The 20,342-nt window shown below is 69.2% G+C and carries 11 protein-coding genes; 8 read left to right on the top strand and 3 right to left on the bottom strand.

Annotated features, from left to right (window positions below; all coding sequences use genetic code 11):
• Positions 1-8: 8 nt before the first annotated feature.
• Positions 9-464, bottom strand: a complete 456-nt coding sequence (locus tag AVJ23_RS14155) for an SH3 domain-containing protein (RefSeq protein ID WP_205626863.1) — start codon at positions 462-464, stop codon at positions 9-11.
• 154 nt (positions 465-618) lie between these two features.
• Here AVJ23_RS14155 and AVJ23_RS14150 point away from each other — a divergent pair, with 154 nt between their 5' ends.
• From AVJ23_RS14150 to AVJ23_RS14140, 3 genes are all read left to right on the top strand, one after another.
• A complete protein-coding gene (locus AVJ23_RS14150; RefSeq protein WP_058862854.1) occupies positions 619-1,605 on the top strand; it encodes a 2-hydroxyacid dehydrogenase in 987 nt (328 codons plus the stop codon).
• Between the two features lie 186 nt (positions 1,606-1,791).
• The gene (gene ggt, locus AVJ23_RS14145; protein ID WP_205626862.1) at positions 1,792-3,579 is read left to right on the top strand and encodes a gamma-glutamyltransferase; all 1,788 of its coding nucleotides are present in this window, start codon (positions 1,792-1,794) and stop codon (positions 3,577-3,579) included.
• 217 nt (positions 3,580-3,796) lie between these two features.
• On the top strand, positions 3,797-4,372 hold the full coding sequence (locus AVJ23_RS14140) for an REP-associated tyrosine transposase (RefSeq protein WP_205626861.1): 576 nt from the start codon (positions 3,797-3,799) through the stop codon (positions 4,370-4,372).
• On the opposite strand, the gene AVJ23_RS14135 is transcribed toward AVJ23_RS14140, so the two are convergent.
• Positions 4,357-5,919, bottom strand: coding sequence for a 2-isopropylmalate synthase (locus AVJ23_RS14135; protein ID WP_099045519.1), 1,563 nt, complete (start codon positions 5,917-5,919; stop codon positions 4,357-4,359). The genes AVJ23_RS14140 and AVJ23_RS14135 overlap by 16 nt on opposite strands.
• A 344-nt stretch (positions 5,920-6,263) precedes the next feature.
• Between AVJ23_RS14135 and AVJ23_RS14130 the strand changes: the two genes are divergently transcribed.
• Together AVJ23_RS14130 and AVJ23_RS14125 are read left to right on the top strand one after the other, a co-directional pair.
• Complete coding sequence (locus AVJ23_RS14130) at positions 6,264-6,875, top strand: YqaA family protein (RefSeq protein WP_084794589.1); 612 nt, start codon at positions 6,264-6,266, stop codon at positions 6,873-6,875.
• A 96-nt stretch (positions 6,876-6,971) separates the two neighbouring features.
• Complete coding sequence (locus AVJ23_RS14125) at positions 6,972-9,929, top strand: calcium-binding protein (RefSeq protein WP_058862850.1); 2,958 nt, start codon at positions 6,972-6,974, stop codon at positions 9,927-9,929.
• Positions 9,930-10,085: 156 nt separating this feature from the next.
• Here AVJ23_RS14125 and epsE read toward each other — a convergent pair whose 3' ends face one another.
• Complete coding sequence (gene epsE, locus AVJ23_RS14120) at positions 10,086-11,288, bottom strand: exopolysaccharide biosynthesis GT4 family glycosyltransferase EpsE (protein WP_058862849.1); 1,203 nt, start codon at positions 11,286-11,288, stop codon at positions 10,086-10,088.
• 162 nt (positions 11,289-11,450) lie between these two features.
• On the opposite strand from epsE, the gene AVJ23_RS14115 reads away from it, so the two are divergent.
• The 3 genes from AVJ23_RS14115 (at position 11,451) to AVJ23_RS14105 (ending at position 20,337) form a co-directional block, all read left to right on the top strand.
• Positions 11,451-12,311: a glycosyltransferase family 2 protein gene (locus AVJ23_RS14115; RefSeq protein ID WP_058862848.1), complete on the top strand. Its 861-nt coding sequence runs from the start codon at positions 11,451-11,453 to the stop codon at positions 12,309-12,311.
• Positions 12,308-13,675, top strand: a complete 1,368-nt coding sequence (locus AVJ23_RS14110) for an oligosaccharide flippase family protein (protein ID WP_058862847.1) — start codon at positions 12,308-12,310, stop codon at positions 13,673-13,675. Before AVJ23_RS14115 ends, AVJ23_RS14110 begins: the two co-directional genes overlap by 4 nt.
• 185 nt (positions 13,676-13,860) lie before the next feature.
• On the top strand, positions 13,861-20,337 hold the full coding sequence (locus AVJ23_RS14105) for a type I polyketide synthase (RefSeq protein ID WP_058862846.1): 6,477 nt from the start codon (positions 13,861-13,863) through the stop codon (positions 20,335-20,337).
• Positions 20,338-20,342 lie beyond the last annotated feature (5 nt).

The following is a 20,342-nucleotide window of genomic DNA, read 5'->3' as shown; positions in this document are numbered from 1 at the left end:
ATCCGGCGTCAGTCGCGCAGCTCGTCGGCGCGCACGCCCCAGAGCGCGGTCTTCAGCGCCCAGCCGCGATAGCCGGCGGCGGTCAGCTCGCACCAGTGCAGGTCGCATTCTCCCAGCCGCGCGATCACCCCCAGCTCCAGCCGCGCCGTCTCGGGCGCGCGGGTGTCGGGGCGGCGGTAGAGGCTCAGCATGTCCTCCTCGATGATGACGGTGCGCACGCCCGAGAGCAGCGAATAATGCACCCAGCCCCCGGCCCCGTCGCGGTCGCGCACGCGGCGCCAGTGGCCATGCTCGGCCGTGATCTCCAGCGGCATGTCGCGGCGCGTGTAGACCCAGTCGATCCGATGGGTGAGCGACGGCCCTCGGCGCACATTGCCTTCCGAGGCCTTCATCGACACGTAGCGCGGCAGCGGCAGGTTGGTCACCGGTCCGCGATCCTGCCCGGCCCATGCCGCCGACACCATGAGGGCCAGGCCCAAAAGCCCGCCTTGCAAAGCCTTGAGGAAACTCATTTCGCCGTCCTGCCCGAGTTTTTCCGGCGGGGTTCTTGTGCCCCGTCCCGTCCTGACGCAGTCTAGCGCCGGAGGGTCCCGAGGGGGAAGCTGGGGGAGAGTTTCAATGGCATCAAAACGCGTGAGTGTTGTCGTGACGCGACGCTTGCCCGAGGTAGTGGAAACCCGCCTCAAAGAGCTGTTCGACGTGCGCCTGCGCGAGGACGACACGCCGATGACGCGCGGCGAGCTGATCGACGCGGTGCAGTCGGCCGATGTGCTGGTGCCCACGGTGACCGACCAGATCGACGCGGGCCTGATCGGGCAGGCGGGCACGCAGCTCAAGCTGATCGCCAATTTCGGCGCCGGGTTCGACCATATCGACGTGGCCACCGCGCGCTCGCGCGGGATCCTCGTGTCGAACACGCCGGGCGTGGTCACGGATGACACGGCCGACATGGTGATGGCGCTGATGCTGGGGGTCACCCGCCGCATCCAGGAGGGGCTGAGCGTCATGCAGGATGGCAGCTGGCAGGGCTGGGCGCCCACCGCCTTCCTCGGCGGGCGGCTTGGGGGCCGGCGGCTGGGCATTCTCGGCATGGGCCGGATCGGGCAGGCCGTGGCGAAACGCGCCCGCGCCTTCGGCATGCAGATCCATTACCACAACCGCCGGCAGCTGCGTCCCGAGACCGAACAGGCGCTTGAGGCCAGCTACTGGGAAAGCCTCGACCAGATGGTCGCGCGCATGGACGTGATCAGCGTCAACTGCCCCTCGACCCCCTCCACCTACCACCTGCTGAACGCGCGGCGGCTGAAACTGCTGAAACCCACGGCGGTGATCGTGAACACCTCGCGCGGCGAGGTGATCGACGAGAACGCGCTGACCCGGATGCTCAAGGCGGGCGAACTGGCGGGTGCGGGGCTCGACGTCTACGAGCATGGCCATCACGGCAATCCCGAGTTGCGGCAGATGTCCAACGTGGTGATGCTGCCGCATATGGGCTCGGCCACCGAGGAAGGCCGGCTCGAGATGGGCGAGAAGGTGATCATCAACGTCAAGACCTTCGCCGATGGTCACCGCCCGCCTGATCAGGTCCTGCCGGCCATGCTGTAGAGCGCGTCCTCGCACGCAATCGCACCCGCCCGGTCCCGCTGCGGCGGGCCGGTTCGCGTGTCCGCTGGTTCGGGGCGCTGGCCGGCCCGTATCCGCGAATTGCCCGAAAATCTTGCAGAGATACCTTTCGGACTCGACTTTAACGCGCAACACTGACCTCAGATTCGTTCGAAAGGGAGGTTCGTGATGCGATTGTTCTTGTCCTTGATACTCAGCACGGCGGTCGGGGCCGCGGTGCAGGCCCAGCAGGTCACCGATGCCATCGACCCGGAGATGGAAACCGGCGCGGCGATGGGCTTCGAGGCGATCTCGCCCGAGGTCGCCGCCGCGCTCGAGGCCAAGCGGTCGGGCACGCCGGTCGCCGCTTCCAACTGGATGGTCGCCGCGGCCAACCCGCATGCCGTGCAGGCCGGGGCCGAGGTGCTGCGCGCCGGCGGCTCGGCCGCCGATGCCATGGTGGCCGTGCAGGTCGTTCTGGGGTTGGTGGAGCCGCAGAGCTCGGGCATCGGGGGCGGGGCCTTTCTCGTCTGGCATGACGGCGAAAGCGGCGAGATCACCACGATCGACGGGCGCGAGACCGCACCGCTCTCGGCCACGCCGCGCCTGTTCCAGGACGAGAATGGCGAGCCGCTGGGCTTCTTCGATGCCGTGGTCGGTGGCCGCTCGGTCGGCGTGCCCGGCACGCCGGCGCTGATGAAACTGGCGCATGACAAGTGGGGCCGCTCGGACTGGGCCGGCCTGTTCGACCGCGGCATCGCGCTGGCCACCGACGGGTTCGAGGTTTCGCCGCGGCTGGCCGCGCTGATCGAGGGCGATGCCGACCGGTTGTCGCGCTTTGAGGAGACGGCGGCCTATTTCCTGCCCGGCGGCGAGCCGCTGAGCGTGGGCACCACCCTGACCAACGAGGCCTATGCCAACGTGTTGTCGCGGCTGGCCGAGGAAGGCCCCTCGGCGATCTACGAAGGCGAGATCGCGCAGGATATTGTCGACACGGTACGGGGCGTCGAAAGCAATCCCGGCGTCATGACCCTGGCCGACCTCGCGCTCTACGAGGCCAAGGAGCGCCCGGCCGTCTGCGCGCCGTTCCGCGGCCACGAGGTCTGCGGCATGGGCCCGCCGTCCTCGGGCGCGCTGACCGTGGGCCAGATCCTGGGCATGATGGACGCGCTGCCGCCGGGCGAGCCGGGCGATGCCGATACGTGGCGGATCATCGGCGATGCCTCGCGCCTCGCCTTCGCCGACCGGGGCCGCTACATGGCCGATACCGATTTCGTGCCGGTGCCGGTCGACGGTCTGGTGGATCCGACCTATCTCGCCAGCCGAGCCGAGCTGCTCAAGGGCGACGATGCCCTGCCGGAGGTGGCACCGGGCAAGCCGGAATGGGATCACGCGCTGAACTGGGCGGACGATATCAGCATCGAGTTCCCCTCGACCTCGCATATCTCGATCGTCGACCAGTACGGCAACGCGCTCTCCATGACCACCACGATCGAGAACGGCTTCGGCTCGCGCCTGATGACCAACGGCTTTCTGTTGAACAACGAGCTGACGGACTTCTCCTTCCGCGCCCATAGCGACGGCGTGCCCATCGCCAACGCGGTGGCGCCGGGCAAGCGGCCGCGCTCCTCCATGTCGCCCACCATCGTGCGCCGCGACGGCGCGCCGGTGCTGGTGATCGGCTCGCCCGGTGGCTCGCGGATCATCGGCTATACCGCGCAGGCGATCATCGCGCATATGGACTGGGGCATGGATGTGCAGCAGGCCGTGGCGATGCCGCACGCGGTGAACCGCTTCGGCACCTATGACCTCGAGGAGGGCACCTCCATGGCCGAGATGGCCCCCGCGCTCGAGGAGATGGGCTTCGAGGTGAACCTGCGCGGCCTCACCTCGGGTCTGCACGCCATCGCACTGACCGAGGACGGGCTCTCGGGCGGCGCCGATCCGCGTCGCGAAGGCATCGCGCTGGGCGACTGACCCGGGCCGGCGGGTGGGCCGACCTTCGGTCGGACGCTCGTTCTGCGAACATCGCCCCACCCACCGTCCCACAAGGCGCGCCGTTTCCCTGCGGCGCGCCGCCTCTTTCATCTTTCCGAAAATACTCCCGCCGGAGGCGTCACCCTTTCGGACCAGGCGCGGACTCCGCCTGCAGGGATTCACCTTGCATTAACCTTGCCCGGGGCAGCATGGGTCCATGGCTGGATCTCGTGACACCCGCGTGCCGGACGGCACCTATTTCTTCACCCTCGCTCTGGAGCCCGGCGCGGAGCTGAGCCTCGTCGACCAGATCGAGGCGCTGCGGCGGGCCTATGCGGCCACGGTGACCGAGCGTCCCTTCGAGACGCAAGCCATCGTGGTGCTGCCCGATCACCTGCACGCGGTCTGGACCCTGCCGCCCGGCGATAGCGAACATGTCCAACGCTGGCGGCTGATCAAGTCGCGCTTCCTGCGCGAGGCGGGGATCACGTCGCGGCGGCGGTCACCGGCGCGCGGGCCGTGGCAGCGCCCGGTCTGGATGCATCGGATCCGCGACGGGCCCGAGTTCCGGCGCCACCGCAGCTACTGCTGGATGGACCCGGTGCGCCACGGGCTGACCGGCATGGCCGAGGACTGGCCGCACTCCTCGATCCACCGCGAGCTGGCGCGGGGTCGCGTCCTGCGCGGCTTCCACGAAGATCCCGACCTCTTCCGGCACGGCACGCCCGAGGGACCGCCGGGGCAGGGGATGGGGGCCGGCCCCCATCCCGCGGCGCCTCACACGTCCTTGTAGCTGATCTCCTTCACGTCGCTGCCGGTCTTGCCGCGACGCACGAGCAGGCGGTTCAGCGCGTGGATATAGGCCAGGACCGAGGCGACGACCGTGTCGGTATTGGCCGACTGGCCGGTGGCGATCATGCCATCCTCTTCCAGCCGGACCGAGACGGTGGCCTGCGCATCCGTGCCCTCGGTCACCGCGTGCACCTGGTAGAGCTGCAGCCGCGCGGCGTTGGGGTGCAACTGGCGCACCGCCTTGAAGGCCGCGTCCACGGGCCCGTCCCCGGTGCAGGTGGCGCTGTATTCCTGGCCGTCGATCTCCATCTCCAGCACCGCCTCGGCCGGGCCGCCAGTGCCGCAGACCACCTTGAGGTTCACCAGTTGCAAACGGTTCGTGTCGCCATCGGTGGTCGCCGTGACCAGCGCGAGGATGTCGTCGTCGAACACCTCCTTCTTGCGGTCGGCCAGCTCCTTGAAACGCACGAAGATGTCCTTGAGCTGGTTATCGCCCACCTCGGTGCCCAGGTCCTTGAGCTTGGCGCGCAGCGCGGCGCGTCCCGAATGCTTGCCCAGCGGCAGCGAGGTGCCGGCAAGGCCCACATCCTCGGGGCGCATGATCTCGAAGGTCTCGGCATTCTTCAGCATCCCGTCCTGGTGGATGCCGCTTTCATGGGCAAAGGCGTTCTTGCCGACGATGGCCTTGTTGAACTGCACCGGGAAGCCCGAGACGGTCGCCACACGACGTGAGATCTGCATGATCTTGCGGGTGTCGATATCGGTCGCATAGGGCATGATGTCGCCGCGCACGCGCAGCGCCATGACCACCTCTTCCAGCGCGGTGTTGCCGGCGCGTTCGCCCAGCCCGTTGATCGTGCACTCGATCTGCCGCGCGCCGGCCTCGACCGCGGCCAGGCTGTTGGCCGTCGCCATGCCAAGGTCGTTGTGGCAATGGGTGGCCCAGATCACATCTTCACCGCCGGGCACCTCGGCGATCAGGCGCCGGATCAGCTCGGCGCTTTCGCGCGGCGCGGTATAGCCCACCGTGTCGGGGATGTTGATCGTCGTCGCGCCGGCCTTGATCGCGATCTCGCAGACCCGGCGCAGGTAGTCCCATTCCGTCCGGGTGGCGTCCATCGGCGACCATTGCACGTTGTCGCAGAGGTTGCGCGCATGGCTGACCGTCTGCTCGATGCGCTCGGCCATCTCGTCCTGGGTCAGGTTCGGGATGGCGCGGTGCAGCGGCGAAGTGCCGATGAAAGTGTGGATACGCGGCCGCTCGGCGCGTTTCACCGCCTCCCAGCAGCGGTCGATATCGGGCAGTTGCGCGCGGGCCAAGCCGCAGATCACCGCCGATTTCGAACGCTCGGCAATCTCGGCCACGGCGCGGAAATCCCCCTCGGACGCGATGGGGAAGCCGGCCTCGATGATGTCCACCCCCATGTCGTCCAGCAGCTCGGCGATCTCCAGCTTCTCGGCATGGGTCATCGTGGCGCCGGGCGATTGCTCGCCATCGCGCAGCGTGGTGTCGAAGATGAACACGCGGTCCTTGGAAGTCTCGGTCATGATGGTCTCTTTCGTCGTCTCCGCCGTCACGGGGCCAGTCGCACCCGGGCGGCCTCACATCCTGAAGTGCATCGGCGCGAAACGGGCCTCCTCTGAGCGGTCGCGCCGGAACGGCACGCTCAGAGGCGCTTTAGGAGAAGACGCAGACCCTGCGCAAGCGGCGCGCGCAGCAGCGCGGCAAGTGCGATATGAGAAACGCGGGTCATGGGCCGCACTATACGCCCCGAATCCTAAAAGAAAACCCCCCGCTTCCGCGCCCGGCAGATGGGGTGAAACCGATCCGCCCCGCGGGTCGTTATCCGCATGCTTCCGACGCAGACGGAGGCCAGCCGGAGACGACGCCCATGACGATGACATCCCATGAGACCGCGGACCACGGCAGCCGGACAAGGCGGTGGCTCGATCGGTTGAGCCATTCCAAGCGCGCGATGTGGGTGTTGTTCGGCGCCTCCTTTGCCGAGACGCTGGTGGTGCCGATCCCGATCGAGGTGATCCTGATCCCCTTCATGGCGGCCAATCGCGCGCGCCTGTGGACCATCGCGGCGGTTGTCACGCTGGGCTGCCTGATCGCCTCGGTCGTGGGCTATGGCGTGGGCCTGCTGGTCTTCGAGACGCTGGGCCAGCAGCTGATCGACGCAATGGGCTGGAATGAGGGGATGGATCGGTTCCGCACCCTGTTCGACGATTACGGCTTCTGGGCCATCGTCGTGGTGGGCGTCCTGCCGATCCCCTTCCAGGTCGCGCTGCTGGGGGCGGGTGCAGCCAGCTACCCGATGCTCTGGTTCCTGCTTGCCGCGTTGCTGGCGCGGGGGACGCGCTATTTCGGGCTGGCCCTGTTGGTTCATCTGTTCGGCGAACGCGCCAGCGACCTCTGGCACCGCCACAAGCTCAGCGCCTCGCTGATCGCCGGCGGGCTGGCGCTGGCCATTTTCGCCGCCGTCCGGGCGCTGGGCTAGCGGCGCGCACCGTCCACTGCCTCACGCCACGAGGTTTGACCGCCGCGCCGCTTCGGGCATAGTGCGGGGTCAAGAGGCAGCAGACAGGGCAGTGTCATGATCCGTGTGTATGTGGTTGCGCTTTTCTGCGCGTTGGTGCCGGGGCTTGTCGCCGCCGAGCGGGATGTGACCCGCGTCTACATGTTCGGCAACTCGCTGATCCATCACCTGAGCGAGGAGGATGCGCACACCAATGTCCCGCATTGGCTGAACCGGATGGCGCAGGCCGATGGGCGCAGCTTTGCCGTGGATGGGCAGTGGGGGTTCCTGCGCAACTTTGCCGACGGGCTGCCACCGACCGCCAACTGGTCCTTCGAGGGGGTGCAGGGCGTCTGGTCTCCCGGGCGCAGCGGCTTCGGCCAGTCGGAATTCGACACGGTGCTGATCGCACCGTCCAACTTCATCCAGTACCGCGCTCCCGGCCAGCCCTACGAGGGCGACAATGACAGCGGCGAAAGCCCGCTGGGCGCGCTGACCCGGCTGATCGGCTGGCTCGACGCGGAAACGCCCGGCCTGCGGCTCATGATCTACGAGGGCTGGTCCGCCATGGACGAGGTGGCCGGAACCTTTCCCCCGGGGCCCGAGGCGCTGGCCCGCTACCATGCCTACAATGCCGGCGCCTATCACGACTGGTACACCGACCTCGTGGCGCGGCTGAACACCGATCGCGACGGGCCGCCGGTGACGCTGGTCCCGGTGGCGCAGGTGCTGGCCGGGCTGTTTGCCGAGGGTGGCGTGCTGGCGGGCCTGCCGGTCGAGGCGCTCTACACCGACAGCGCACCACATGGCACGCCGACGCTCTACCTGTTGGCCGCGATGGTGACCTATACCGCGCTCTACGACGTAGCCCCGCCCGACGCGTTCCAGCCCCCGGCCGTGCTGCATCCGCGCGTGGTCGACGCCTATCCCCAGATCGCCGCCGCGATCCGCGCGGCCCTGCCGCGACAGGAGGCTGCCGCTGCCACCGCAGAGGACACGCGCCAGGCCGAGGCGCCCGAACCCGCGCCGCAGGCCGAGACCGCGGATTTGCCCGAGCGCCAGCCCGTCGCTCTGCCGCCGGCAGGGCTGCGCCCCGAGGGCGTGCCGGCGCTGGGCATGGGGCTGAACGGCATCTCGGACTGGTCCACGCAGCACCCGTTCATCGACCTGATGAAGACCGCCCGCGGCTGGGTCGGCCACCTGCCCGACCGCTGGGGCGGGGTCACCACCGAGGAACTGCGCGCCGCCGGGCATCTGGACGAGAATGGCTGGCCCGTCAGCCTGCCGTCTGACGTCACCGCGCTCGAGGCAGTGCTGCTGACCGACCAGCCCACCGGGGCGGACTCGCTGCGCGGCGACTACCTCGTCTTCTACGAAGGCACCGGCAAGCTGACCCTGACCGGCCGCGCGCGCCGCGTGCGCTACGAGGAGGGGCGGATCACCTTCAGCTACGAGCCGGGCGAGGGCGTGGTGGGCCTGTCCATCACCGAGACCGATCCCGAGGATCCGCTGCGCGACATCCACATCCTGCGCGAGGATCACCTGCCCCTGTGGGAGGCGGGCGTGCTCTTCAACCCCGACTGGATCGCGCGTGTGCGCGATCTGCGCTCGGTTCGGTTCATGGACTGGATGATGACCAACGGCTCGCCCGTGACCCGCTGGCAGGACCGCCCGCGCCTGAGCGATGCCAGCTGGACGCAATGGGGCGTACCGGTCGAGGTCATGGTGCGGCTGGCCAACCTGATCGGCGCGGATCCGTGGTTCAACATGCCCCACCTGGCCGATGACACCTACATGCGCCGCTTTGCCGAGACGGTCCGCGACACGCTGGACCCGCGGCTGAAAGCGCATGTGGAACTGTCCAACGAGGTCTGGAACCAGGTCTTCCCGCAGGCGGCCTGGGCACGGGGCGAGGCCGAGGCGCTCTGGGGCGAGAGCGAGACCGGCTGGGCGCAGTATTACGGCCTGCGCGCGGCGCAGGTCATGGATATCTGGACCGAGGTCTTCGGCGAGGCCGCCCCGGACCGGCTGGTGCGCGTGGTGGCGACCCATACCGGCTGGCCCGGCATCGAGGAAAGCATCCTGAACGCCCCGCTGGCCTATCTGTCGCTGGGCCGCGCCCCAAAGGAGAGCTTCGACGCCTACGCTGTCACCGGCTATTTCGGCTACGAGATGGGCGGGCCCGAGATGGCCGGACAGGTCAATGCCTGGCTGGACCGCGCCGAAGAGATCGCCCGCGAGGCCGGCGAGGCGCAGGGTCTGCGTCGCGTCGCCCTGCGCGAGTTCGTCCGCGAGGCCCGGTTCGAGGCCGCCATCGCCCCGGCCACGCTGGCGCTGGAAGAGGGCTCGCTGCGCCAGCTGACCGAGGAGATCTTCCCCTACCATGCCAGCGCCGCGCGGCAGGCGGGGCTGCGGCTGGTGATGTATGAAGGCGGCACCCATGTGGCCGGTCACGGCGCTCAGGTGAATGACGAACGGCTGACCGCCTTCTTCACCGCGCTGAACTACACGCCCGAGATGGCCAAGCTGTACGAATTGCTGCTGGCGGGTTGGACGGCGGCGGGCGGCACGCTGTTCAACGCCTTCGTCGACGTGGCCCCGGCCACGCAATGGGGCAGCTGGGGCGCGCTGCGCCATCTCGACGATGCCAACCCGCGCTGGGACATGCTGATGGCCTACAACGCCTCTGCCCCGACCGCGTGGGCGGAACGCGACCCCGCCGCCTTCGCCGACGGCATCCTGCGCGCAGGCGGGTCCGGCAACCAGCGCCTGCAGGGCACCGCGGCCGAGGACATTCTGCTGGGCGGAACCGGCAATGACACGCTGGTCACGGGCGGCGGCGCCGACCTGCTGCATGGCGGGCCGGGCACCGACCGCGCGGTCCTGGCCGGCGCGCTGGAGAGCTACGAGTTGCGCCGCGACGACACGAATCGCCTGACCGCCCAGGGCCCGGACGGGCCGGTTCTGCTGACCGCGATCGAGACGCTCGTCTTCTCCGACGACCCCGCCACCGTCTACTTCACGCGCGACTTCTGACGCTGCACGTCACTTATCCGAGGGCGCAGGCGGGTGGGTGGGGATTTGAGTATTTGGAGAAAGATGAAAGAGACGCGGGCGGGCTGTCTTTCATCTTTCCGGAAATACTCCGGGGGAGGCTCGCAGAGCCGGGGGCAGCGCCCCCATGACGCCGTCTCAGCCCGTGGCGAGGGTCGTGCGGATCTGCTCGACGAGGGTCTCGGCGCCCAGTGCAGCGCGGAAATGGGCCTCGACATGGGCGCGCCCGGCTTTCGAGAGGCGGCGCAGCGCGTCGGGGTCATTGGCCAGCGCGCGGATGGTGCGGGTCAGCTGGCCGGGGTTCTCCGGCTCCACGAGGTAGCCGGTGGAGCCGTCCTCGATCAGTTCGCGCACGCCGCCGGCATCGGTGCCGATCGTGGGCACGCCCATGCTCATGGCCTCCATGTAGGCCACACCGAGCGGTTCGTGCCAGGAGGCCAGCACGAAGAGATGGGCCTCTTCCAGTTTCTGGCGCACCGCGCCGCCATCGATCGCGCCCAGCAGCTTGACGTGGTCCTGCAGGCGCAGCTTCTTGAGATGGTCCTCGAGCGTGCGGCGATAGCCGTGCCCGCCCTCGTCATCCTCTCCGGCGATCTCGACGCGCACGTCGACGCCCTGGTCGATGAGCTGCCTTGTGGCCGACATCAGGTCCTGGTGGCCCTTGACGATGTTGAGCCGCGCGCAGGAGAAGATCCGGATCGGCCGGCCATGTTCGGGCGGCGCGTAGGGCGCGCTGCGCTGCAGCACCTCGGTATCGACGCCCATGGGGCGGATCAGCACGCGGTCGGGCAGGTGGCCGGCCAGCACCTCCTCGATCTCGTCGCGGAGCTTCCGCGTGATCACCGTGGCGAAGGCGGCGTTCTGCCATTTCACGCGCTGGCCCGGCCCGTAATCCGACAGCGGCCCGTGCAGCGTCAGCGAGTAGGCCGGCCCGCCCATGTGATGCGCAAGGCAGGCGATCAGTGCGGCGCGGCCGCAGGAATGCGCATGGACATGGTCAAGCTCGAGCCGCTCGGCCTCGGCGCGCAGGCGTTCGGCCGCGCCCAAGGCCATGCCCATGTCGCGGGCAAAGCCGGCACTGGCCTTGAGATCCCATCCCGGCAGCCCCCGCGCGGCCAGCCTGCCCAGACCGCGCGCGCTCGCCAACGGGTCGACCCGGCCAAGATAGGTGGTGCGGGCCATGGCCTCTTTCGACCAGTCATGGGCGATCAGGCCGCGGGGGGGCTTGCGGGTCGAGAAGACATGCACCTCGTGCCTCATCGCTTCCAGCGCGAGGATCTCGCGCCAGAAAAAGATGTGGGTCTGTCCCGGGAATTGCGGGACGATGTAACCTATACGCAATCCCTGCGTCACCTGAGATACCCTGAAGTCCGGCAGCCTCCGCGCCACGGCACGGGTGTCGCGGATTAAACGCGGCCTGTCCATGCTCTGGCCATAGTTTCCTGTGAAGACGCCGGAGCAAAGGGGCGGTATTTTCGAATGTGTGGCCCCATGGGTACGGCAATGACAGAGCATGCAACGGCGCGGGACGACCTGATCTCCGTCATCCTTCCGGCGAGCAACGAGGCGGCGCTGATCGGCGACTGTCTGCAGGCGCTTGTGCGCTCGGACTGGACGCGCGACGGGGCGGTGCAGGTCATCGTCGTGGCCAATGGCTGCCATGACGACACTGCCGGACAGGCGCGCCGCCAAGCGGCGGCCTTTGCCGCGCGGGGCTGGGCCTTGCAGGTGATCGAGCGTGCCGAGGGCGGCAAGCTGGCCGCGCTCAATGCCGGGGATGCGGCCGCGCGGGGGAGCATCCGCGTCTATCTCGATGCCGACGTGACTGTCTCGCCCGGGTTGTTGGAGCAGCTGGCCGCGGCGTTGGACACGCCTGCGCCGCGCTATGCCAGCGGAAGGGTCGAGATTGCGGCGCAGGGCGCGGTCAGCCGGGCCTATGCGCGGATCTGGCGCCGCGTGCCCTTCATGGCCGAGGTGGTGCCGGGCTGCGGCCTGTTCGCGGTGAATGCCGCCGGCCGGGCGCGCTGGGACGCGTTCCCGGGGCAGATCATCTCGGATGACATCTTTGCCCGGCTGCAGTTCCGCCCCGAGGAGCGCGTCGCCGTCGCGGCGGGCTATCGCTGGCCCATCGCCGAGGGCTGGGCCAACCTGGTCAGGGTGCGCCGGCGCCAGAACGCGGGCGTCGACGAGATTGCTGCGCGCTATCCCGCGCTGGCCGCCAATGACGACAAGCCCGCCTTTCCGCTGGCCCGCAAACTGCGCCTTGCGCTGGCCGATCCGGCGGGGTTTGCCGTCTATGCCGGCGTCGCGCTGGCCGTGAAACTGTCGCCGCGCCGCGACCAGGGCTGGAGCCGGGGACGATGAGCGTCTTTGCCCTGAACCGTCTGCGCGGCGGGTCGCTCTCGGCACGCATCCTGCGCTCGTCGCTGCTGACCGTGGGCGGGTTCGGCTTCAGCCAGGTGATCCGGCTGGCCTCGAACCTGATCCTGACGCGGCTGCTCTTCCCCGAGGCCTTCGGGTTGATGGCGCTGGTGATGGTCTTCCTGATGGGGCTGGGCCAGCTGTCGGATGTGGGCGTGACGCCGGCGATCCTGCAATCGAAACGCGGCGACGACCGCGATTTCCTGGACACGGCCTGGACCATCCAGGTGCTGCGCGGCATCGGGCTGTGGCTGGTGGCCTGTGCCTGTGCCTGGCCCATGGCCTGGGCCTATAGCGAGCCGGTCCTGGCGCAGATCCTGCCAGTGGCCGCGCTGACCCTGCTGATCAACGGGTTCCGGCCGACACGCATGGACAGTGCCAACCGGCATCTTGCGCTGGGGCGGGTGACGCTGCTGGACATGGGCACGCAGCTGTCGGGCGTGCTGGTTGGCATCCTGCTGGCCTGGTGGACCGGGTCGGTCTGGGCGCTGGTGATCAGCGGGCTGGTCGGCGCGGTGGTCGAGGTGATCCTGAACGCCACCTTCCTGCCGGGGGCACGCAATCGCTTCCGCTGGGAAGGGCCGGCGGCGCGCGAGCTGATCAATTTCGGAAAATGGGTGTTCCTCGCCACGGTCTGCGGTTTCCTGTTCAGCCAGGCCGACAAGATCCTGATCGGAAAATACCTGCCGCTGGATCTGTTCGGGGTCTACAATATCGGCTTTTTCCTCGCCTCCTTCCCGATGATGCTGGGCGGGTTGGTGACGCGCAAGATCCTGATCCCGATCTACCGCGAGACACCGCCGACCGAGAGCCGCGGCAACTTCCTCAAGCTGCGCAAGATGCGCTTTGCGGTGACCGCGCTGCTGATGGCGCTGGTCGGCGTCTTCGCCCTGCTGGGGGCTTGGCTGGTCGGGCTGCTCTACGATCCGCGCTACCACGCGGCGGGGGCCGTGGCGGTGGTTCTGGCCTGTGCGCAGATGCCCCTGCTGGTGGTGATGACCTATGACCAGGCGGCGCTGGCGGCGGGCGACTCGCGGCGTTTCTTCGTGTTGGCCGCTGCGCGGGCAGCGCTGATGATCGGCTGCCTGCTGCTGGGGCTCGAGGCCGCCGGGCTGATCGGGGCCTTGATCGGGCAGGCGGCGGCCCATGTGCTGGCCTACCCTGTCGTGGTCTGGCTGGCGCGCCGCATGGGCGCGTGGGACCCGCTGCATGATATCATCTTTGCCGGGCTGGGCCTCGGCCTTGCGCTGCTGGCCGCCTGGCTGAACTGGACGCCCATCGCGGCGCTGGCAGGGACATATGGATAGGTTTCGTCGTTTTCGGATTGGCAACAAATCCGCCAGGGCAGGCGATTGTGTCCGCCATGGATGCCAAGAGTCTGAAAATTCGTGTAAAATGCGACCAACTCAACAGTGGGTACCTAAAAATCGCCGCATTTCGCCGTCATACCCGGGCCCGGGTGGCGGAGCGGCATGACGTGGGGTAATCGATCATGACAGGCGACGCTGGGACATATGCCGAGACCGACATCGCGATCGTCGGGATGGCGGCACATCTGCCGGGGGCCGCGGATATCGCGGCCTACTGGCGGAACCTGCGCGACGGCGTGTCCTCGATACGGCGGCTGAGCGCCGAGGAACTGGCCGAGGCCGGTGAGGATCCCGGCCTGATGCGGCATCGCGACTACGTGCCCTTTGCCGCCCCGCTGGACGATTTCGAGATGTTCGACGCCGAGTTCTTCGGGTTCTCGCCCAAGGAAGCGGCGATCATGGACCCCCAGCACCGGCAATTCCTGGAAACCGCGTGGGAGGCGCTGGAAACGGCCGGCCACGTCCCCGAGCAGTTCGACGGCCAGGTCGGCGTCTTTGCCGGCTGCGGGATGGGGTCGTATTTCTACTTCAATGTCTGCTCGAACCCGGATCTCGTCGAGAACACGGGCATGTTCCTGCTGCGCCATACCGGCAATGACAAGGATTTCATGACCACCCGGCTCAGCCACGTGCTGGACCTGCACGGGCCGTCGATCAACCTGCAGACCGCCTGCTCGACATCGCTGGTGGCGACGCATTACGCGGCGCAGGCGCTGATGAACGGCGAATGCGACATGGCGCTGGCCGGCGGCGTGACCATCGAGCTGCCCCAGAAGCGCGGCTATCTCTACAAGGAGAACGAGATCCTGTCGCCCGACGGGGCCTGCCATGCCTTCGATCACCGCGCGCAGGGCACGGTCTTCGGCTCGGGCGCGGGTGTCGTGGTGCTGCGCCGGATGGCCGACGCGGTGGCCGATGGCGATCACATCTGGGCGGTCCTCAAGGGCTCGGCCGTGAACAATGACGGGGCGCAGAAGGCGGGCTATCTCGCGCCCTCGGTCGACGGGCAGGCCAGCGCGGTGGCCGAGGCGCAGGCCTTTGCCGGGATCAGCGCCGACACGGTGGATTACGTGGAATGCCACGGCACCGGCACCTATCTGGGCGACCCGATCGAGGTGGCCGCGCTGACGCAGGCGTTCCACGAGACGAGCGATGCGCAGGGCCATTGCCGCATCGGCTCGGTCAAGACGAATATCGGGCATCTCGACACGGCGGCGGGGGTGGCCTCGCTCATCAAGGCGTCGCTGGCGCTGCACCACAGGCAGATGCCGCCCTCGCTGGGCTATGAAGCGCCGAACCCGGCGATCGATTTCGAGGCCTCGCCCTTTCGCGTGAACGACCGGCTGACCGACTGGCCTGCCAGCGCGCATCCGCGCCGTGCGGGCGTGAACTCGCTGGGGGTGGGCGGCACCAATGCCCACGTGGTGCTGGAAGAGGCGCCCGACCGCGGCGCTCCGGGCGAGAGCGACTTTCCCTTCCAGATCCTGACGCTGTCGGCGCGCTCGAAGGGCGCGCTCGAGGACGGGTCGCGCCGGCTGGCCGATCACCTGCGCGCGCATCCCGAACAGGACCTGGCCGACGTGGCCTGGACCCTGAAGGAGGGTCGCCGCGCCTTCGAGCGGCGCCGGATCGTCGTCGCGGAAAGCCATGACGAGGCCGCGCGCCTGCTGGAGGAGGGGAACCCGCGCCGGGTGTTCACCCATAGCGCGCTGGACCGGCCCGAGACGGTGTTCATGTTCCCCGGCGGCGGCGCGCAATATGCCGGCATGGCCCGCGACCTCTACGAGACCGAGCCGGTCTTTGCCGAATGGATGGAACGCGGGCTGGACCATCTCGCCCGGATCACGGCCGGTGCGGGCGGCGATGTCGACGCGGCACGACGGCAGATCCAGGCCACCTGGCTGCCCGAAGGCGACACGGCGGCGGCCGACCGCGCGCTGCTGCAACCCTCGGTGCAATTGCCGCTGATCCTGATCACCGAGGTGGCGCTGGCGCAGCTGTGGATGAGCTGGGGCGTCACCCCCGCCGCGCTGACCGGCCATTCCATGGGCGAGAACGCCGCGGCCTGCGTCGCCGGCGTCATGGGGTTCGAGGAGTGCATCGGGCTGGTGCATCTGCGCGGTACGCTGTTCGACAGCGTGGCCAAGGGCGGCATGTTGTCGGTCGCGCTCTCGGCCGAGCGGCTGCGCCCCTACCTGGGCGAGGATCTGGACCTTGGCGCGGTGAACGCGCCCGAGCTGTCGGTGGCCACCGGTCCGCAGGCGGCACTGGACGCGCTGCAGGCCCGGCTGGAGGCGGATGGCATCGAGGTGCAGCGCATCGGCATCGACATCGCCGCGCACAGCCGCATGCTGGAGCCGATCCTCGCGCCGTTCCGCGCCTATCTGGCGTCGATCCCGCTCAACCCGCCGCAGATCCCGCTGACCTCGAACCGCACCGGCGCGCTGATGACCGAGGCGCAGGCGACCGATCCCGATTACTGGGTCGAGCATCTGCGCGGCACGGTCTTCTTTGCCGATTGCGTCGGCGCGCTGGCCGCGCCGAACCGGGTCTTCCTCGAGGTGGGACCGGGCAAAGCGCTGTCCTCGCTGGCGCGCCAGCACCCCGAGCTGAGCGCCAACCAGGTGCTGTCCTCGCTGCGCCACCCCGAGGACCGGATCGCGGATGACAAGCACATGTTCGAGGTGCTGGGCCGGCTCTGGGCGCTGGGCGTCAGCTTCGACTGGGGGCAGGTCTGGGGCGAGGCGCGGCGCCTGCGCGTGCCGCTGCCCACCTATGCCTTCCAGCGCAGCCCCTATTTCATTGCGCCGGGAAAGGCCGAGACGGCCGAGACGCCGCATTACCTGATGAAGACCGAGGCGCTGGAGGAATGGGGCTGGAAGCCGGTCTGGCGCCCGCGCTCCGCCGCGCTGGATGTCGACGTCACCCATGACCTGGCCGAAGCTCCGCGCGAGACATGGCTGCTGTTCTCGGACGAAAGCGGGCTGGCATCGCGGGCCACGGCGCGGCTGCGCGCCGCCGGGCATGCGGTGGTCGAGGTGCGCCCCGGCGACACCTTCTCGCGCCTGACGGATGGCAATTACATCCTTGCACCCGAGCGCGGGCGCGAAGGCTATGACCGGCTGGTACAGGATCTGGCCGCGCGCGGCGTGCTGCCTACGCGGATCGGCCATTTCTGGCTGGTGACGGGCGACGAGAGCTTCCGCCCCGGGTCGAGCTTCTTCCACCGGGTGCAAGAGCAGGGCTTCTACGCGCTGCTCTTCCTTGCGCAGGCGCTGGAGGCCGAGGGCGTGCCGCGCCCGCTGCATCTGAGCGTGGTCACCAATGGCGCGGCCAGGCTGCGCGACGAGCCGCTGCCCTATCCCGAAAAGGCCACGCTGGCCGGCCCGGCCCGCGTCATCCCGCGCGAGCTGTCGGGGATCACCGTCGGCACGCTGGACGTGGTCCTGCCCGAACAGCCGGCGGCGCCTCTCTGGGCCCGCCGCCGCGCCGCCGAGGCCCGGGCCGCGGCCGAGGCGGCGCTGGACATGCGCATCCTCGAGGAACTGATGGCCACGCCGGGCAACCGCGTCGCGGCGCTGCGCGGCGACCGGCGCTTTGAATGCGCGCATCTGCCGGTGGCGCTGTCGCCCGCGCCGGCGCCCAAGTCGGGCGGAGTCTACCTGATCACCGGCGGGTTCGGCGGGATCGGGCTCAGCCTCGCGCAGGATTTCGCGTCCCGCGGCGCCAAGCTGGTGCTGGTGGCGCGCAAGGCGCTGCCCGCCCGCGCCGACTGGGACAGCTACATGGCCCGGCACGCGCCGCAGGACCCGGTGTCGCGCCGCATATGCGCGGTGCAGACGCTAGAGGCCACCGGGGCCGAGGTCATGGTGGTCGCGGCCGATGTCTGCAACCTGGGCCAGATGAAGGCGTTGCGCCAGACGGTGGAATCCTATTTCGGGCGCATCACCGGCATCGTGCATGGCGCCGGGGTGATCGACGACGCGCCGCTTCTGACCAAGACGCCGGCCAGCATCGAGGACGTGTTCACGCCGAAGATCCACGGCACCGACGTGCTGGGGCAGGTCTTCCCCGACGGGGCGGTGGACTGGATGGTGCTCTTCGCCTCCTCCTCGACCGTGACGGCCCCGGCGGGGCAGGTCGATTACGTGGCCGCCAACGAGTACCTGAACGCCTTTGCCCGGGCGCGCAGCGGCCAGACCCGCGTGGTCGCGCTGAACTGGGGCATCTGGAACGAGGTCGGCATGGCGGCCGAGGCGGTTGCCGCGCGCAGCGGTACGCTGCCCAGGGCCCCGGTGGAGCCCGTCGCGCTGCCGCTGCTGGACGAGATGAGCTTTGACGCGCAGGGCAACCGGGTCTTTACCACGTCGCTCGATGCCGGGGACTGGGTAATCGGCGAACACCGGACCCGGGCGGGCGATGCGCTGTTGCCGGGCACGGGCCATGTCACGCTGGCCGCGCACGCGCTGGCCGCCCATGAAGGGGCGCAGGGTTTCGAGCTGCGCGACCTCGCCTTCCTGCGGCCCCTGCGGGCGGCCGAGGGCGGATCGCGCGACGTGCGGGTGCGGCTGCGGCGCAATGACGAAGGCTATGGGCTGGACGTGCTGGCCGATGCCACGCTGAACGGGCGCAAGGGCCACGCGCTGGTCGCGCAGGCCGCGGTCTCGCTGATGCCGATGACCCCGCCCGTGCCGCTCGATCTGGACGCGATCCGCGCTCGCTGCGGCACCGCCGTCACCGCCCCGGCCGGCGGCAAGCTGGCCTCGGCGCAGGAGGTGCACCTGGAATTCGGGCCGCGCTGGAAGGTGCTGGACACCCGCGCGCTGGGCCAGGGTGAGGGCCTGGCCGAGCTGTCGCTGCCGGCGCTGGCCGAGCGGGATGGCTGCCTTGTTCACCCCGCGCTGCTGGACATCGCCACGGGCTGGGCCATGGACCTGATCGAGGGCTATCAGCCGACCCATCTCTGGGTGCCGGTGCGCTACGCGCGGCTGCGCGTGCATGGCCCGCTGCCCGACCGCGTGGTGTCCTGGGTGCGCAATGCCGCGCAGAACCGCGCCGGGGCGGAAACCGCCAGTTTCGACGTCACGATCTGCGATCCGGAAGGGCGCGTGGTGGTCGAGGTGTCGGGCTTCACCATCCGCCGGTTGGACTCGGCCGACATGCTGAAGACCGCGCCGCCCCTGACCGCGGCCGAGCTGGAGGTCGACGCGGCCGATGCCACTCAGCCCTTGTCGCCGGCCGAGGAACGGCTGGCGCACAATCTCGAACAGGGCATCCTGCCCGCCGAGGGGGTCGAGGCCTTTCACCGGGCGCTGGCGCTGGGCCTGCCGCAGGTGGTCGTCTCCTCGACGGACCTCGACGCGCTGGTGCGCCAGACCGCTGCCGCCACCGCGGCCGAGCAGGCCGGGGGCCAGAGCTTCGAGCGGCCGCAGCTGGACAGCGATTTCGTTCCCCCCGAGACCGAGATCGAGCGGGTGCTGGCCGGCTTCTGGGAAGAGCTGCTGGGCGTGCAGAACGTGGGCGTCGAGGACAGTTTCTTCGACCTCGGCGGGCACTCGCTGATCGCGGTGCGCCTGTTCGCCATGGTCAAGAAAGCCTTCCGCGTCGATTTCCCGATCTCGGTCCTCTTCGAGGCGCCGACCATCCGCACCTGCGCCGCGATGATCGAGGCGCAGATCGGTCCGGTCGAGGGCGACGGGGCCGAGGCCGCGCCGAAGACGCCCGAGCGCCGTTTCTCGCATCTCGTGCCGATGCATGACGGCGATGGCGGGGCGCGGCGGCCCTTCTTCCTAGTGGCGGGTATGTTCGGTAACGTGCTGAACCTGCGCCATCTCGCGCATCTGCTGGGCACCGACCGGCCGTTCTACGGGCTGCAGGCCCGCGGGCTCTATGGCGACGAGGCCCCGCACGAGACAATCGAGGAGGCCGCCGCCGATTACCTGGCCGAGATCCGGCAGGTGCAGCCCAGGGGCCCCTACATGCTGGGCGGATTCTCGGGCGGGGGGATCACCGCCTACGAGATGGCCCGCCAGCTGGAGGCCATGGGCGAAGAGGTGAGCCTGGTGGTGATGCTGGACACCCCGCTGCCGCAGCGCCGCCCGCTGGAGCGGCGCGACCGGCTGCTCATCCAGTGGCAGCAGGCGCGCGAGAAGGGCGTTTTCTACCCGTTCATCTGGGCGAAGAACCGCATCGCATGGGAATTTGCCAAGCGCCGGCAGGTCGCCGAGACGGGGGCCGAGCATGCCTTCCACAATGCCGAGATCGAGGCCGCCTTCTATCGCGCGGTGGCGCGCTACCGGGTGCGGCCATGGGACGGGCGGCTCGTGCTCTACCGTCCGCCGCTGCACGGCAAGTGGACCGTGTCGCAGGGCCGGCTGGTCAATTCCGAACGCGCCTATGTGCTGCCCGACAATGACTGGCGGCGCTTCGTGCCGCATGTCGAGGTGCACGAGGTGCCGGGCGATCATGACAGCATGGTGCTGGAGCCCAATGTCCGCGTGCTGGCCGCGCAGATGCGCGAGGCGATCCAGGGTGCCGAGGCGGTGGCCGACGGGCATGGTGAAATCGTGGCCTTCCCCGGTCACCAGGCGGCGGAGTGATGAAT

The sequence above is a fragment of the Pseudoponticoccus marisrubri genome, assembly GCF_001482405.1.
In the GTDB taxonomy this organism is placed as follows: domain Bacteria; phylum Pseudomonadota; class Alphaproteobacteria; order Rhodobacterales; family Rhodobacteraceae; genus Pseudoponticoccus; species Pseudoponticoccus marisrubri.
The sequence above is the reverse complement of the archived record's forward strand: the minus strand, read 5'-3'. Positions and strand labels throughout refer to the sequence as shown.

What these genes read in the sequence shown, in the direction of transcription:
- AVJ23_RS14130 (WP_084794589.1), top strand. Translation starts at nt 6,264, where the DNA reads ATGACGATGACATCCCATGAGACCGCGGACCACGGCAGCCGGACAAGG.
- AVJ23_RS14140 (WP_205626861.1), top strand. Translation starts at nt 3,797, where the DNA reads ATGGCTGGATCTCGTGACACCCGCGTGCCGGACGGCACCTATTTCTTC.
- AVJ23_RS14125 (WP_058862850.1), top strand. Translation starts at nt 6,972, where the DNA reads ATGATCCGTGTGTATGTGGTTGCGCTTTTCTGCGCGTTGGTGCCGGGG.
- AVJ23_RS14115 (WP_058862848.1), top strand. Translation starts at nt 11,451, where the DNA reads ATGACAGAGCATGCAACGGCGCGGGACGACCTGATCTCCGTCATCCTT.
- ggt (WP_205626862.1), top strand. Translation starts at nt 1,792, where the DNA reads ATGCGATTGTTCTTGTCCTTGATACTCAGCACGGCGGTCGGGGCCGCG.
- AVJ23_RS14150 (WP_058862854.1), top strand. Translation starts at nt 619, where the DNA reads ATGGCATCAAAACGCGTGAGTGTTGTCGTGACGCGACGCTTGCCCGAG.
- AVJ23_RS14135 (WP_099045519.1), bottom strand. Translation starts at nt 5,919, where the DNA reads ATGACCGAGACTTCCAAGGACCGCGTGTTCATCTTCGACACCACGCTG.
- AVJ23_RS14105 (WP_058862846.1), top strand. Translation starts at nt 13,861, where the DNA reads ATGACAGGCGACGCTGGGACATATGCCGAGACCGACATCGCGATCGTC.
- AVJ23_RS14110 (WP_058862847.1), top strand. Translation starts at nt 12,308, where the DNA reads ATGAGCGTCTTTGCCCTGAACCGTCTGCGCGGCGGGTCGCTCTCGGCA.
- AVJ23_RS14155 (WP_205626863.1), bottom strand. Translation starts at nt 464, where the DNA reads ATGGTGTCGGCGGCATGGGCCGGGCAGGATCGCGGACCGGTGACCAAC.